Source organism: Streptomyces sp. NPDC111520 (assembly GCF_055635295.1).
In genome coordinates, this window is record NZ_JBVKBW010000011.1 from 98,216 (window position 1) to 112,325 (window position 14,110).

Here is a 14,110-nt window from a genome sequence, read left to right on the forward strand (position 1 = left end):
CTTTTCCGTATGGGCCCGCCGTTGCGGGAACTGCACGAGGAGTACGCCAAGAAGGGCCGGCTGGACGAGCAGGCGCCGGTCAGGTCGACGAGCTCGGTGCACGTGGGCGCGCCGGTCGCCGCGGTGTGGCGGCTCGTCAGCGACATGCACGGCTGGGACGCGTGGCGCTCCGACGCCCGCGTCGTCGAACTCGGGGCCGTCGAGCCCGACGCGCGCTTCCGCTGGAAGCTGCGGGGGACGCCCATCACATCCACCTTCGCCGTGGTCGAGCCCGAGCGGGAGCTGACCTGGACGGGCGTGGCGATGGGCTGGATGAAGGCGATCGACCGGATGCGGATGGCGCCGGCGGAAGGGGGCGGCACGGTCGTCACGATCGAGGAGTCGCTCTCCGGGCCGCTGCTCACGCTCTTCTACGACAGTGCACGGCTCCGTGAGGGCCACGAGGAGATACTCCGCATGCTGAAGGCCGCCGCCGAGGAGGGCCGGGGCCGCGAGGAGGGCCCGAGCAGTGAGGAGGAACGGGGCACCGAGAAGCGCCGGAGCACCGAACCGGCGGGGACCTAGGACGAAGGGACGACTGGCCCGGCCCGGCCCGGTTGGGAGATGCTCACCGCATGATCGAGCGCGAGGACGCGGTCCGGAAGGTCCAGGAGCACCTGGACCTGCACTTCCCGGGACGGATGGCGGTGGTGGAGGCGGAGGAGCACGAGTTGGTGTGGGTCGTCCTGTACCAGTCCGCGGAGTACGTCAGGACGGGCGACTCGCGGCACCTCCTGGCCGGCAACGGCCCCTACCTCGTGGACCGAGCCGACGGCCGGATGCACACGATCGGCCCCGTCGACTACCTCATGGGCGGATGGGAGGACGAGTACCGGGCCCGCGTCCGCAAACTGCCCGTGCGGACGGCGGTGGACGAGCTGGACGACCGCATACGCGCGTCGGCGGCCGCCCGCGGCCGTGTGTTCGCCATGGTCGAGCTGCGCGAACGGATACCGGCGCTCGGCCCGGCCGAGGCCCTCGCCTACGTGACGGCCCTTCAATCCGGCAGCGCCGCTCCCCGGCGACCGCTGGCCCTCGTCACGAAAGCGCTCGTGCCGTACCGGGAGCCCGTGATCAAGGCCGTCTCCGCCTGAACACCGGGACGCCGGCCAGGACGGGGGAAACCTGACCGGCGCCGATCGCGGTGCGGGGCCGTGGTGGCGGTCGCCCCCGGCAGGGGGCTCCGTGGGGCTTCAGCCGGACGATCGTCCCCACGGGCGGAATGATGAGGCCCGGGGTCACTGGCCCACTCACGGCACCCGCATCAAAGGGAACCGCGTCTCGGCCCGGATTGTTCCCGCGTCCCGGTGGTCCGCGGCCGTGGAAGGCATGCCGGTGGTCCGGTGCGGGGAAGCGCGTTGCATGACGAAGACCGGTCTCCCGGAGGGCATCCGGGCCTGCCTGTTCGATCTCGACGGAGTGCTGACCAAGACCGCGGTCGTGCACGCCGCCGCCTGGAAGGAGGTGTTCGACGACTTCTTGCGCCGCCGGGAGGGCGCGGACTTCCGCCCCTTCGACAAGGTGTCCGACTACGACGAGTACGTCGACGGCCGCCCGCGCGCGGACGGCGTACGGTCCTTCCTGGCCTCGCGCGGCATCGAGCTGCCCGAAGGTTCCGCGGACGACCCGCCCGAGCGCGAGACGGTGCACGGGGTGGGCAACCGCAAGAACGAGATCCTGCTGGAGAAGATCCGCACCGAGGGGGTCGAGGCCTATCCGGGCTCCGTCCGCTACGTCAAGGCCGTAAGGGCCGCCGGCCTGCGGACGGCCGTGGTGTCGTCCAGCGCCAACTGCCGCGACGTGCTGGTCTCGGTCGGCATCGAGGACCTCTTCGACGTCCGCATCGACGGCGTCGTCGCCGCCGAACGCAAGCTCCCGGGCAAACCCCACCCGGACACCTTCCTGGAGGCGGCGCGCGAGTTCGGGCTGGAGGCGAAGGCGGCGGTGGTCTTCGAGGACGCGCTGGCGGGCATGGACGCCGGCCGCTCCGGCCACTTCGGCTACGTCGTGGGGGTCGACCGGGTGGGCCAGGCCGACGCGCTGCGCGCGCACGGCGCGGACATCGTCGTACAGGACCTCGCCGAGCTGCTGGAGGCGGACGCGTGATCAGCCACTCCTCCTACATGGTCGAGCCGTGGTGCGTCCGCGAGACCGAGCTGGACCTCGAGGTGCTCGCCCAGAGCGAGTCGGTGTTCGCCCTGTCCAACGGCCACGTCGGCTGGCGGGGCAACCTCGACGAGGGCGAGCCGCACGGACTGCCCGGCTCCTACCTGAACGGTGTCCACGAGCGCCACCCGTTGCCGTACGCGGAGGCGGGCTACGGCTACCCGGAGGCCGGCCAGACCGTCATCAACGTCACCAACGGCAAGATCATCCGGCTGCTCGTCAACGACGAGCCCTTCGACGTGCGCTACGGGCGGCTCGTCTCGCACGAGCGCGTCCTCGACCTGCGCGCCGGGCAGCTGCGCCGTACCTGCGAATGGACCTCCCCCGCGGGCTGTTCCGTCCGGGTGACCTCGACCCGTCTGGTCTCCCTCACCCAGCGGTCCATCGCGGCCGTCGTCTACGAGGTCGAGGCCGTGGACGACGTGCGGCTGGTCGTCCAGTCCGAGCTGGTGGCCAACGAGCAGCTGCCGAGGACGTCGGGCGACCCCCGGGTCTCCGCCGTGCTGGACTCCCCCCTGCAACCGGAGGAGAACCTCGCGCTGGACAACCGCCTGCGCCTGGTGCACACCACCTCGGTCACCGGGCTGCGGGTCGCGGTGGCGGCCGACCACGCGGTGGAGGGCCCGCCGTCCACCCGGAGCTTCAGCGAGAGCGGCGACGACACCAGCAGGCTCACCGTCACCTGCTCGCTGAAGGCCGGTGAGAAGCTGCGCCTGGAGAAGATGGTCTCCTACAGCTGGTCCCAGGTCCGCTCGCTGCCCGCCGTACGCGACCAGGTGGAGGCCGCCCTCGCGGGCGCCCGCAGCACCGGCTGGCAGGGGCTGTGCGACGAGCAGCGCGACTACCTCGACACGTTCTGGTCGCGGGCGGACGTGGAGATCGACGGCGACGCCGAGATCCAGCAGGCGGTCCGCTTCGCCATGTTCCACGTCCTGCAGGCCGGTGCGCGCGCCGAGCAGCGGGCGATCCCGTCGAAGGGCCTGACGGGCTCGGGCTACGACGGGCACTCCTTCTGGGACACGGAGACCTTCGTCCTGCCGCTGCTCACCCTCACCTCACCGGAGTCCGTCGCGGAGGCCCTGCGCTGGCGCCAGGCCACACTGCCCGCCGCCCGGGAGCGCGCCCGCCAGCTCGGCCTGGAGGGCGCCGCCTTCCCCTGGCGCACCATCGACGGCTCGGAGGGCTCCAGCTACTGGCCGGCGGGAACGGCCGCGTTCCACATCAACGCGGACATCGCCGACGCCGTCATCCGCTACGTCTCCCTGACCGGCGACGAGGACTTCGAGCGTGAGACGGGCGTGGAGATCCTGGTGGAGACCGCCCGCATGTGGCACTCGCTGGGTCACCACGACCCGCACGGCAACTTCCACATCGACGGGGTCACCGGGCCCGACGAGTACAGCGCCATCGCGGACGACAACATCTACACCAACCTGATGGCGCAGGCGAACCTGCGCGCCGCCGCCGACATCGTGGAGCGCCACACCAAGGAGGGCGCCGCCCTCGGCGTCGACGACGAGGAGACCGCGGCGTGGCGCGACGCGGCCGCGGCGATGACCGTGCCGTACGACAGCGCGATCGGCGTGCACGAGCAGTCGGCGGGCTTCACGCGGCACCAGGCGTGGGACTTCACGACCACGCAGCCCGACCAGTACCCCCTGATGCTGCACTTCCCCTACTTCGACCTGTACCGCAGGCAGGTGGTCAAGCAGGCCGACCTGGTACTGGCCATGGTCAAGCAGCCGCAGGCCTTCGACGAGGAGCAGAAGGCCCGCAACTTCGCCTACTACGAGCCGCTGACCGTGCGGGACTCGTCCCTGTCGGCGTCGACGCAGGCCATCATGGCCGCCGAGGTCGGCCATCTGCGCCTCGCCTACGACTACCTGGGCGAAGCGGCGCTGATGGATCTGCACGACCTGGAGAACAACACCCGCGACGGCCTGCACATCGCCTCCCTCGCCGGCACCTGGGCCGCCCTGGTCGGCGGCTTCGGCGGGATGCGGTACCGGAACGGCTGCGCCGCCTTCGCGCCGCGGCTGCCGGAGAAGCTGCGGCGGCTCGCCTTCACGGTGCAGGTGCTCGGACGGCGGCTGAAGGTGGAGATCACCGGCGCCGCCGCGACGTACACCCTCCTCGAGGGGGAGCCGCTGGAACTGCGTCACTACGACGACCTGTTCAGCGTGGCCGTCGATCACCCGCAGACGCGTAAGGTGCCGACCCTCCCCAGCCGCACGGCTCCGGAGCAGCCCCCGGGCCGCAGCCCCCGGCACCGCTGACCCGGCGCCGGCCCGTCCGCGGCGCGCCGGGCCCCGGTCACGTGACCGGGGCCCGGCGCGGGTTCGGCGTCACCCGGGCCTGCCATCGCCCCGAAGTGGTGCCGGGACCGGTGGTGCAGGAGGTCCCGGCCGTCGCGGTCAGTGCCGGGAGGTGAGGGCGGTCTCCTCGGCGGGCGCGGCCCCGGTGACGACCCGGCTGGGCCGGCCGCCGCGGCCCTTCTCCAGCGCCGCGGAGACGACCGCGAGCACGAGGGCGGAGGCGGTCAGGACCGCTCCGACGAGGTTCGGCGAGGTGTAGCCGAATCCCGCGGCGATCACGACGCCGCCCAGCCAGGCGGAGAGCGCGTTGCCGAGGTTGAAGGCCCCGATGTTGACGGCCGAGGCCAGGGTGGGGGCGCCGGACGCCTGGTCCAGGACCCGCTTCTGCAGCGGCGGGACGGTCGCGAAGCCCAGGGCGCCGATGAGGAAGATCGTCGCACCGGCGGTGAACTCGTTGTGCGCGGTGAGGGCGAACAGCGCCAGTACGGCGGCCAGGGCGCCCAGCGCCGTGTAGAGCATCGGCATCAGGGCGCGGTCGGCGTACCTGCCGCCGATCAGGTTGCCCACGACCATGCCGACGCCGAAGAGCACCAGCAGCCAGGTGATGGAGGAGTCGGCGAAGCCGGTGACCTCGGTCATCATCGGCGCGATGTAGGTGATGGCCGCGAAGACGCCACCGAAGCCGAGCACGGTCATGGCCATGGCCAGCAGGACCTGGACGTTGCGGAAGGCGCCCAGCTCGTGGCGCAGGCGTACGCCCTGCGGCTTCGGCATGTCGGGCACCAGCTTGAGGACACCGGCCAGGCCGACAACCCCGAGGCCGGCGACGACGAAGAAGGTCACGCGCCATCCGGCGTGCTGCCCGATGAAGGTGCCGAGCGGTACACCGACGACGTTGGCCACGGTGAGGCCGGCGAACATCATGGAGATCGCGCGTGCCTTCTTCTCCGGGGCCACCAGGTCGGCGGCGACGACCGAGCCGATGCCGAAGAAGGCGCCATGGGTGAAGGACGCGACGATGCGACCGGCCATCATCACGCCGAAGGCGGGTGCCAGGGCGGAGACCAGGTTGCCGAGCACGAACACGCCCATGAGCAGCATGAGCATGTTCTTGCGGGACACCTTGGTGCCGAGCAGGGTCATGATCGGCGCGCCGATCATGACGCCGAGTCCGTAGCCGGTCACGAGCAGGCCGGCGGTGGGGACGGAGACCCCGAAGTCGGTGGCGACCTCGGGCAGCAGGCCCATGATCACGAATTCGGTGGTCCCGATACCGAAAGCCCCGATGGCGAGGGCCAGGAGCGCGAGAGGCATGGCGGAGACCTTCCAGATGTTGCAGTGGCACCTAACGAGCGCTCACAATAATTGCAGACGCGCTATAACGTCAAGCGCTGGACATCTTCGGACGGCGGCATACCATGGCCAGTACGGGCGAACAGCCGTGACCGCGCCCGCAGCCGCCGCACGAAGGGGACTTCGATGACCGCCACCGATCCGGCACTGACCGCCCTCGCCCAGGGGTGGCACGCCCTGTCGCTGCTGCACGGACGGATCGAGGGGCGGATCGAGAAGCAGCTGCAGACCCATCACGATTTGAGCGTGCGCGAGTACTCACTGCTCGACGTCCTCAGCCGCCAGCACGACGGCGAGGGGGGTCACCTGCAGATGCGCCAGGTCGCCGACGCCGTGGTGCTCAGCCAGTCGGCGACGACCCGCCTGGTCACCCGGCTGGAGGACCGCGGCCTGCTGGCCCGGTACCTCTGCCCCACCGACCGGCGCGGCATCTACACGGACGTGACCGAGGCCGGCCTCAAGCTGCTGGAGGAGGCCCGCCCGACCAACAACGAGGCGCTGCGCGCGGCAATGGACGAGGCGGCGCTCGTCCCGGAGCTCGCACCCCTGGCCAAGGCGGTGGAGGACCTGCAGGGCGCGAAGGTCCCGGCTTCCTGAGCCGGGTATCCGCGAGCCAGGCATCCGCGTGCGAGGTTATGCAGCGTTTGCAATTAACCGCGTACGCAATTAACGTGGTCGTGGAGCACGGGAAGGGCGCGCGTCACCCGCCCCCTCCCGGGACGTCACCCGTCCGCACTCGCACCGGCGCCCGCCGCCGGCCGCGACGCGAAAGGATCAGCACCATGACCACCCCCACCCCGGACATCACCCTCAACAACGGCGTCGCCATGCCGCAGCTCGGCTTCGGCGTCTTCCAGGTCCCCGACGCCGACACCGCGGCCGCCGTCACCTCGGCCCTGGAGAGCGGCTACCGCAGCATCGACACCGCGGCCGTCTACGGCAACGAGACCGGCGTCGGCCAGGCCCTCGCCGCCTCCGGCATCGCCCGCGACGAACTGTTCGTCACCACCAAGCTGTGGAACGCCGACCAGGGCTACGACAGCACCCTCGCCGCCTTCGACGCCTCCCTCGCCAAGCTCGGCCTCGACCACGTGGACCTCTACCTGATCCACTGGCCCGCGCCCGCCCGCGACACCTACCTCGACACCTGGCGGGCCTTCGAGAAGCTGCACGCCGAGGGCCGCGCACGTGCCATCGGCGTCTCGAACTTCCAGCCCGAGCACCTCCAGCGGCTGATCGACGACAGCGACGTCGTCCCCGCCGTCAACCAGGTGGAGCTGCACCCCCGGCTCCAGCAGGCCGAGCTGCGCGCCTTCCACGCCCGGCACGGCATCGCCACGGAGGCGTGGAGCCCGCTCGCCCAGGGCGCCCTGCTGAAGGACCCGGTCGTCACCGGCATCGCCGGGCGCCTGGGCAGGACCCCGGCCCAGGTGATCCTGCGCTGGCACCTGCAGATCGGCAACGTGGTCATCCCCAAGTCGGTGACCCCGGAGCGGATCCGCCAGAACATCGACGTCTTCGACTTCACGCTCTCCGACGCCGACATCGCGGCGATCACCGCCCTCGACACCGGCGCCCGCATCGGCCCGGACCCCTCCTCCTTCAACTGACCGCCGGGGGCGTGTGGGGCCGTCCCGTCCGCCGGACCGCGGGCCGCACCCCGCGACCCGGCGGGCCGGCCCCCTGGCGTCCCGGCGTCCCGGCTCAGGAGGCGGTGCGCTCCTCGATCCGCCGCAGCGCCTGCTTGAGGTAACCGGCGAAGCGCGGGTAGTTCTCGCTCATCGGGAAGTGCCCGATCTCCTTCATCTCGATGAACTCGGCCCCGCGGATCTGCTCCGCGGTCCGGGCACCGTCCGCGGGGGTGGTCAGGTAGTCGTACTCGCCGGTGAGCATGACGACCGGGCAGCGCTCCCCGTCGATCTCCCCCAGCCTGCCCCGCAGGTCGTGGTCGACGGAGTAGAAGTACAGGTCGCCCTTGAACGCCTCGGAACCCTGGCTGTAGTAGAACCAGGTCGCCCAGCGGTCCGCGTCGGGCGACTGGGGGGCCATCAGGTCCCACACCCCGCTGGCGCAGACCTGCGCCGCGTTGGCGTGCGGGTGCTGCCACCAGTCGAGGTAGAAGCCCGGGGAGTAGTCGGCCCCCTCCACCGGGATCACCGCCTTGAAACGGTCCGGGTGCCGCAACGCCAGTTGCAGGGCCACGTTCCCGCCGAACGAGGAGCCCATGAAGATCGGGTCCTCCAGGCCGAGCGCGTCGCAGAACGCGGTGATGAAGGCGACGTAGTGGTCGGCGGTGAGCTTGTACTCCTCCTTCCACCACTCCTTGTTCAGCGGCGGGTCCGACTTGCCGTGGCGCGCCAGGTCGTAGGCGATGACGCGGTGGTTCGCGGTGATCTCCTCGTCCTCCAGGAGGCCGCGCCACTGGTGGTTGTGGCAGCCGGCGGTGTGCTGGCACACCAGCGGCTGACCCTGGCCGTTCTCCAGGTAGAAGACCTTGTACTGGACGTCCTCCACGTCGATCGTGACGTAGTGGCCGGTCACCGGCGAGATGCGGGAGGCGGTGCTCATGACGGGTCCTTTCGGCGGCGCGGGGCCGGAGCGGTGGTCAGCCCAGCGGGCCGGTGAGGCGGAGCAGTTCCAGCTGGCGGGTGAGGCAGCGCAGGTTCTGCATGAGCACCAGCAGGTCGCCCTCGAGCCGCATGTCCCGCTGGAAGCTGGCGGCCCAGATGCCGTGGTACATCGGCTTCGGCACCGGCGAGCAGAACTCCCGCCACGTCGCCGCACCGGCCCTGATGGCGAAGTCGTAGGCCGTGAGCGGCTCGGGGTCGACGACCAGGTCCTCCACCCGGCCGCGGTGCATGCGCACCAGGAAGGTGTGCCGTTCCATGTCCAGCAGATAGGTGCAGCTGAAGTACGCCCCGTGCGCCCGCAGCTCCGCGTCGCCGTCACTGAGCCGGCGGAACTCCTCCACGGGCCCCTGCGCCGTCGCCGTCGTCATGTCCACTCCTCACTGACGCCGATCATCGCCCCCAGCTAACACACCGTCAGGTAGGTGCCGGACGCGGGCACGCCGGAACGTCCCCCGCACGGCGCGCCCACCGCTCACCACGGCCCCGCGCGGGAAGGCTGGGAGGTGGGCGGTCGCGCCGACGGCCGTCCACCGGAGACCGGGACAGCCGAAGGAGCGGTACATGCGCATCGATCTCACCGGACGGACCGCCTTGGTGACGGGGTCGACGCAGGGCATCGGGGCGGCCATCGCCGCCGGCCTCGCACGGGCGGGCGCCCGGGTCGCGGTCAACGGCCGCGACCAGGGAAGGGTCGACGAGGCCGTCGCGCGGATGCGCGGCGAGGTCCCGGAGGGCGACTTCCTCGCCGTCGGCGCCGACGTCGCCTCACCGGAGGGCGCCGCCCGCGCGTACGAGCAGGTCCCGGACGTGGACGTCCTCATCAACAACCTGGGCGTCTACGGGGCCGTGGACGCCCTCGACATCGACGACGACGAGTGGCGCCGCTACTTCGAGGTCAACGTGCTCGCCGCGGCCCGCCTCACACGGATGTACCTGCCCCGGATGCTCGAACGGGGCTGGGGCCGCGTCCAGTACATCGCCAGCGACTCCGCGGTCGTGACGCCGGCCGAGATGATCCACTACGGCATGTCCAAGACCGCGCTGCTCGCCCTCGGCCGCGGCTTCGCCAAAAGGGCCGCCGGCAGCGGGGTCACCGTCAACTCGGTGATCGCCGGCCCCACGCACACGGCGGGCGTCGAGGACTTCGTCCACCAACTGGTGGACCCCGGCCTCCCCTGGGACGAGGCGCAGCGGGCCTTCATGCGCGAGCACCGCCCGCAGTCGCTGCTGCAGCGCCTGATCGAGCCGGAGGAGATCGCCAACATGGTGGTCTACCTCAGCTCCGACCTGGCGTCGGCCACCACCGGGGGCGCCCTGCGGGTCGACGGCGGCTACGTCGACGCCATCCTCCCCTGAGACCGCCTCCCGCTCAGGAGACCGTCGTCACGACGACGTGACGGTCCCGGAGCAGCGGGACGATCAGCTCAAGCGCCAGGCTGCGGAAGTGGACGCTGCCGCGGTGGGCGTCCAGGGCCTCCTGGTCGGCGTACCGCTCGACCAGCACGATGTCGCCCTGCTCGCTCCCGTCGGGGCGGAAGGCCTGGTAGCCCAGGCAGCCCGGCTCCGCCCGGGAGGCGCCGACCAGCTCGGCGAGCGCGGCGCGGACGGCCTCGTGGTTGCCGGGGGCGGGGGTCCAGCGGGCGATCACGACGATCTGGCCGGGTCGCGCGTCGTCCAGCGGCCGGCTGTCGGCGGGGATGTCACCCATGGCTTCGCTCACCTCACGTCCGGGGCGCCGGGGGGCCGACGGCCGGACCGGGCCCGCCCAGAGGGACGGCGCCCCTGCCCCCACAGGATAACGATCATGGCGTGCGCACGGGACGCGGAGGACCGGCGCTCCCCCGCCGGCGGACGTGACGGGAGAGCGCCGGCACGCGGGCTCAGCCCGCCAGCGCGCCGTGGAGGGCTTCGAGTCCGTCGCGGTAGATGCCGGTGAACAGCTCGACCACCTCCGCCTCGCCGGCCCCCTCCGGGACGAACCGGCCGCTCCACACGACCTCGGCGACCTCCGGCTGCCCGGGTACGGCGTGGACCCGCAGGTCGGAGACGTACCCGGTCACGGGGAAGGGCGCCTCCACGATCGCGTACGCGTAGTGCCGCTCGGCTTCGCTGAAGGCCACCATGCGCTCGACGATCACGTCCCCCTCAGGGGTGCGGAGCCTGCGGGCCCGCCCGCCCTCCAGCGGGGTGCTCTCGGGGATGAACGGGAGCCAGTCGGGCAGCGCGTGGAAGCCGCCGATCAGGTTCCAGACGCGTTCGGGCGACGCGGGTACGACACGACTGACCGAGGTGGAGGCCATGGGTCTTCTCTCCTTGGCTTGCGGGGTCGGGCGGGAGCGCTTCAGGCGCCGTTCGGGAGCGGAGCGGCGGGGCTGACGAGGCCGGAGGCGCGGAGTTCGGTCCAGAACGCGGCCGGGACGTCCTCGTGGAGCGCGGCGATGTCCTCGGCGATGCGGCCCGGCTTGGTGGCACCGGGGACGGCGGCGACGGCCACCGGGTGCGCCAGGGAGAACTGCAGCGCCGCGGCCTTGACGCTCACCCCGTGGCGGGCCGTGATCTCCTTGATGCGCCGTACGCGCTCGACGACCTCCGGGGGCGCGTCCTGGTACTCGAAGTGGGTGCCGCCGGCGAGGACCCCGGAGCTGTAGGGGCCGCCGACGACCATGCCGACGCCCTGTTCCTGCGCCTTGGGCAGCAGCCGCTCCAGCGGGCGCGCGTGGTCCAGCAGGGTGTAGCGGCCCGCGAGCAGGAACCCGTCGGGCTGCGGCTCGTCCAGGTCGAGCGTCAGCTCGATGGGCTCGACCCGGTTCACGCCGAGGCCCCAGGCCTTGATGACGCCCTCGTCGCGGAGCCGGGACAGCACGCGGAAGGCGCCGGTGCGGGCCTCCTCGAACTTGCTCAGCCAGAGGTCGCCGTGGAAGTCCTGGGCGATGTCGTGCACCCAGACGATGTCCAGGCGGTCCACGCCGAGTCGCTTCAGGCTGCCCTCGATCGACCGCTCGGTCGCGTCGGCGGTCCACTCGTGCAGCATCGCGTTCGGACGGCCGTGCTCGAACAGCCCGCCCTTCTCCCCGAGGTCGCGGGCGCCCGGCTCGGGCTCGTCCAGGATGACCCGCCCGACCTTGCTGGCCAGCACGTACTCGTCGCGGGGCCGCTGCGAGAGCAGCTCGCCGAGCCGCAGTTCGGCGAGGCCCGCGCCGTAGAAGGGGGCGGTGTCGTAGAAGCGGATGCCCTGGTCCCAGGCGGCTTCCAGGGTCGCGTTCACCTCCTCCTCGGGAATGGCGCGGAACATGTTGCCGAGGGGGGCGGTGCCGAAGCCGAGGCGGCCGGGGATGAGTTCCTTGAGCGACATGGTGTGCCTTTCGGCGGCCGTGCGCGGGGCGCGGGGTGCTCCACCGCGGGGGCCGGGGTTGTGAGGGGATCGCCTCCGGGTGCCCGGAGGCCGGGCGTTCGCCGGGAGCGCGACCGGACGGGGCGTGCACCACGTCCGGCGCCTGACGGGATCCGACATTACTTGCAGGCGCCGACTAATGCAAACGCGCGATACCTGCGCGGTCCGAATGTCGCCCGTTGGCCGGCGTACGGGAATTAATCGGCGTGTGCAATTATTGATTGAGCCTGTAGGGCGCAGGCGCATGAACGATGTACCGAGTCGTCGCCGCGCGACCCGGCCCCGACCGCCTCCCGAGGAGACAGCTTCGTGACCACCACCCTGTTCGAGCCCTTCACCCTCCGGTCGCTGACCGTCCCGAACCGGATCTGGATGGCAGCCATGTGCCAGTACAGCGCGGCCCCGGACGGCGAGCAGGCGGGCGTGCCGAACGACTGGCACTTCACGCACCTCGCTGCACGGGCGGCGGGCGGCACCGGCCTGATCATCACCGAGGCCACGGCCGTCAGCCCCGAGGGCAGGATCAGCCCGTACGACCTCGGCATCTGGAACGACACCCAGGTCGAGGCCTTCCGGCGGATCACCGCGTTCCTGAAGTCCCAGGGCACCGTGCCCGGCATCCAGCTCGCGCACGCCGGACGCAAGGCCTCCACGGAGCGGACCTGGGTCGACCGCGGCGCCCCCCTCCCCCCGGGCGAGCGGCACGGCTGGACGCCGGCCGGCCCCAGCGCCGTCCCGTTCGACACCGGCTCCACCACGCCGGAGGAGCTCAGCACCGAGCAGATCGGCCGGATCGTCGCGGACTTCGCCGACGCCGCCCGGCGCGCCCTTGACGCGGGGTTCCAGGTCGCCGAGATCCACGGGGCCCACGGATACCTCATCAACCAGTTCCTTTCCCCGCACAGCAACCGCCGCACCGACGGATACGGCGGGGACTTCGAGGGCCGCACCCGCTTCGCCCTGGAGGTCGTCGAGGCCGTCCGCGCCGTGTGGCCGCAGGACCTGCCGGTCTTCTTCCGGATCTCCGCGACCGACTGGCTGAGCGAGAACGCCGACGACGACCGCGAGGGCTGGACCGGCGACGACACCGTGCGCCTCGCCAAGGAGCTGCAGGCCCGCGGCGTCGACCTGATGGACGTCTCCACCGGGGGCAACGCCCCCAACGCGAAGATCGTCGCGGCCCCCGACTACCAGGTGCCGTTCGCCGAGCGCGTCCGCAACGAGACCGGAATGCCGGTCGCCGCGGTCGGTCTCATCACCGAGCCCGACCAGGCGCAGGCCATCGTCGGCTCCGGCAAGGCCGACGCCGTCCTCCTCGGCCGCGAGCTGCTGCGCGACCCGTACTGGGCGCGTCACGCGGCGGCGGCGCTGGGCGGGGAGGTCAACACCCCGGTTCAGTACCACCGCGCCTGACCGCCGTAACGCGGACCGGAGCCGCCCGCCCCGGTCCCGCGCGTCCGTCCCGTCGCCGTCCCGTCGCACCGTCGTGCGGCGGGGACGGCTCGTCGCGGGCACGGTGCGGTACGCGGAAACCACGTTGCGCGGCGCCGCACGACGCGAGGAGCATCGCGTCCGTCATCCGCCGCCGGCACACGAGGTTCTGGGACGTGACCTACACGCTGCGTGAGTACACCCCGGCCGACGAGATCTCCTGGCTGCGCTGCAGGGTGCTCTCGTTCCTGGGCACCGCCTACTACGACGACGTCGACCGCGCCAAGCCGCCCGTCCCGGCGCCGGGGCTGGAACTCGTCGCCGTCGACGGGGCGGGGACGGTCGTCGGCATCATGGACACCGCCGTCGACGCCGGGCTGGCGACCATCGACACCGTCGCCGTCCACCCCGACCACCAGCACCGCGGCCTCGGCCGCGCCCTCCTGTACCGCACCCGAGCCGAGGTCCGGGCGCGCGGCGCGTCCACCCTCGACGCCTGGACCCGCGACGACCCGGCCACCCTCGCCTGGTACCGGGCCGTGGGCTTCGCCGAGAGCGACCACTACCTGCACGTCTACGCCCACCGGTACACCGATCCCGCCGAACCGGACCGCGCGATCCTCACCCCCCGCCCCGGCCTGCGCCTCATGGCCGCGTTCCTGCACGCCGGACTGGAGGACGAGGCCCGCATGCGCGCCGAGTTCAGCCGGGTGCATGTGTGCCGGCGCTTCTCCATGACGGCCTGACGCCCCGGCGCACGGCGCCGCCGGTCAGGACGGCTCGAA

15 protein-coding genes are annotated in these 14,110 nt (G+C 72.0%); 9 read left to right on the top strand and 6 right to left on the bottom strand.

Annotation, left to right across the window (positions count from 1 at the left end; genetic code table 11):
* Positions 1-9 precede the first annotated feature (9 nt).
* From ACZ7MY_RS25935 to ACZ7MY_RS25950, 4 genes are all read left to right on the top strand, one after another.
* Entirely contained in the window at positions 10-564 is a 555-nt protein-coding gene (locus tag ACZ7MY_RS25935; RefSeq protein ID WP_499605233.1) for an SRPBCC family protein, read from the top strand.
* A 50-nt stretch (positions 565-614) separates the two neighbouring features.
* On the top strand, positions 615-1,133 hold the full coding sequence (locus ACZ7MY_RS25940) for a YrhB domain-containing protein (protein ID WP_499605235.1): 519 nt from the start codon (positions 615-617) through the stop codon (positions 1,131-1,133).
* A 268-nt stretch (positions 1,134-1,401) separates the two neighbouring features.
* Positions 1,402-2,145 carry an HAD family hydrolase gene (locus ACZ7MY_RS25945; protein ID WP_499605237.1) on the top strand — a complete coding sequence of 248 codons (744 nt, stop codon included), beginning with the start codon at positions 1,402-1,404 and terminating at the stop codon, positions 2,143-2,145.
* A complete protein-coding gene (locus ACZ7MY_RS25950) occupies positions 2,142-4,481 on the top strand; it encodes a glycoside hydrolase family 65 protein (protein WP_499605239.1) in 2,340 nt (779 codons plus the stop codon). The genes ACZ7MY_RS25945 and ACZ7MY_RS25950 overlap by 4 nt, the downstream gene beginning before the upstream one ends.
* Before the next feature lie 138 nt (positions 4,482-4,619).
* Here ACZ7MY_RS25950 and ACZ7MY_RS25955 read toward each other — a convergent pair whose 3' ends face one another.
* Complete coding sequence (locus tag ACZ7MY_RS25955) at positions 4,620-5,834, bottom strand: MFS transporter (RefSeq protein WP_499605240.1); 1,215 nt, start codon at positions 5,832-5,834, stop codon at positions 4,620-4,622.
* A gap of 165 nt (positions 5,835-5,999) precedes the next feature.
* Between ACZ7MY_RS25955 and ACZ7MY_RS25960 the strand changes: the two genes are divergently transcribed.
* Both ACZ7MY_RS25960 and ACZ7MY_RS25965 read left to right on the top strand, forming a co-directional pair.
* On the top strand, positions 6,000-6,470 hold the full coding sequence (locus ACZ7MY_RS25960; RefSeq protein WP_499605242.1) for a MarR family winged helix-turn-helix transcriptional regulator: 471 nt from the start codon (positions 6,000-6,002) through the stop codon (positions 6,468-6,470).
* 185 nt (positions 6,471-6,655) lie between these two features.
* On the top strand, positions 6,656-7,483 hold the full coding sequence (locus ACZ7MY_RS25965) for an aldo/keto reductase (protein WP_499605244.1): 828 nt from the start codon (positions 6,656-6,658) through the stop codon (positions 7,481-7,483).
* A 94-nt stretch (positions 7,484-7,577) separates the two neighbouring features.
* Here the strand turns inward: ACZ7MY_RS25965 and ACZ7MY_RS25970 are convergent, their stop codons facing one another.
* Positions 7,578-8,441, bottom strand: a complete 864-nt coding sequence (locus ACZ7MY_RS25970; RefSeq protein ID WP_391579787.1) for an alpha/beta fold hydrolase — start codon at positions 8,439-8,441, stop codon at positions 7,578-7,580.
* A 37-nt stretch (positions 8,442-8,478) separates the two neighbouring features.
* Complete coding sequence (locus ACZ7MY_RS25975) at positions 8,479-8,871, bottom strand: hypothetical protein (RefSeq protein ID WP_499605246.1); 393 nt, start codon at positions 8,869-8,871, stop codon at positions 8,479-8,481.
* Between the two features lie 193 nt (positions 8,872-9,064).
* Between ACZ7MY_RS25975 and ACZ7MY_RS25980 the strand changes: the two genes are divergently transcribed.
* Positions 9,065-9,859: an SDR family NAD(P)-dependent oxidoreductase gene (locus ACZ7MY_RS25980; RefSeq protein WP_499605247.1), complete on the top strand. Its 795-nt coding sequence runs from the start codon at positions 9,065-9,067 to the stop codon at positions 9,857-9,859.
* Positions 9,860-9,872: 13 nt separating this feature from the next.
* Here the strand turns inward: ACZ7MY_RS25980 and ACZ7MY_RS25985 are convergent, their stop codons facing one another.
* From ACZ7MY_RS25985 to ACZ7MY_RS25995, 3 genes are all read right to left on the bottom strand, one after another.
* Positions 9,873-10,211, bottom strand: coding sequence for a putative quinol monooxygenase (locus tag ACZ7MY_RS25985; protein ID WP_499605249.1), 339 nt, complete (start codon positions 10,209-10,211; stop codon positions 9,873-9,875).
* 172 nt (positions 10,212-10,383) lie between these two features.
* Entirely contained in the window at positions 10,384-10,803 is a 420-nt protein-coding gene (locus ACZ7MY_RS25990) for an SRPBCC family protein (RefSeq protein WP_499605250.1), read from the bottom strand.
* Between the two features lie 41 nt (positions 10,804-10,844).
* Positions 10,845-11,855 (bottom strand): aldo/keto reductase, encoded by a 1,011-nt coding sequence (locus ACZ7MY_RS25995; protein ID WP_499605252.1) that lies wholly within the window; start codon positions 11,853-11,855, stop codon positions 10,845-10,847.
* Between the two features lie 348 nt (positions 11,856-12,203).
* On the opposite strand from ACZ7MY_RS25995, the gene ACZ7MY_RS26000 reads away from it, so the two are divergent.
* Positions 12,204-13,307, top strand: a complete 1,104-nt coding sequence (locus ACZ7MY_RS26000; RefSeq protein WP_499605254.1) for an NADH:flavin oxidoreductase/NADH oxidase — start codon at positions 12,204-12,206, stop codon at positions 13,305-13,307.
* Positions 13,308-13,501: 194 nt separating this feature from the next.
* Complete coding sequence (locus ACZ7MY_RS26005) at positions 13,502-14,071, top strand: GNAT family N-acetyltransferase (RefSeq protein ID WP_499605256.1); 570 nt, start codon at positions 13,502-13,504, stop codon at positions 14,069-14,071.
* Positions 14,072-14,110: the final 39 nt, after the last annotated feature.